1 protein-coding gene is annotated in these 505 nt (G+C 36.4%); it reads left to right on the top strand.

What is annotated here, in order from left to right; all coding sequences use genetic code 11:
• Nucleotides 1-505, top strand: a 505-nt coding sequence (locus tag MWU65_RS17545) for an alpha-N-acetylglucosaminidase TIM-barrel domain-containing protein (protein WP_281501089.1), incomplete at both ends; no start/stop codon positions are given.

The following is a 505-nucleotide window of genomic DNA, read 5'->3' as shown; positions in this document are numbered from 1 at the left end:
TTGGCAGAGTACGGAAGTTCTATTTATGAGTCCCTTAAATCAGGAAATCCGGATGCCGTATGGGTAGTGCAGGGATGGATGTTTACCTACCAAAGGAATATCTGGAACAAGGAAACAACGAATGCACTTTTTAGTAGAATTCCTGATGATAAGGTAATGATTCTGGATTATGCTTATGAATACAATGGTATTGCATATAAAAATGGATTTAACTATGAAGTTTTTGAAGGGTATAACAATAAGCCTTGGGTTTATGGTTTTATGCTAAACAGTGGCGGAAAAACGGGACATACCGGTGTGCATGATTATTATGCCACAAACCCGATAGAACTTTTAAAATCTCCATTTTATAAAAGTAATTCTGGTTTTGGTTTTGCTCCTGAAGGTATTGAAAATAATGAAGTTACTTTTGAGTTGGTATCCGATATGGCTTGGACCAATAAGGCTATAGATTTGGATACATGGTATATTGAATATTCAAAATCACGCTATGGAAGCTGTCCCG

The sequence above is a fragment of the Cellulophaga sp. F20128 genome (assembly GCF_023015805.1).
Classification (GTDB): Bacteria; Bacteroidota; Bacteroidia; order Flavobacteriales; family Flavobacteriaceae; genus Cellulophaga.
The sequence above is the reverse complement of the archived record's forward strand: the minus strand, read 5'-3'. Positions and strand labels throughout refer to the sequence as shown.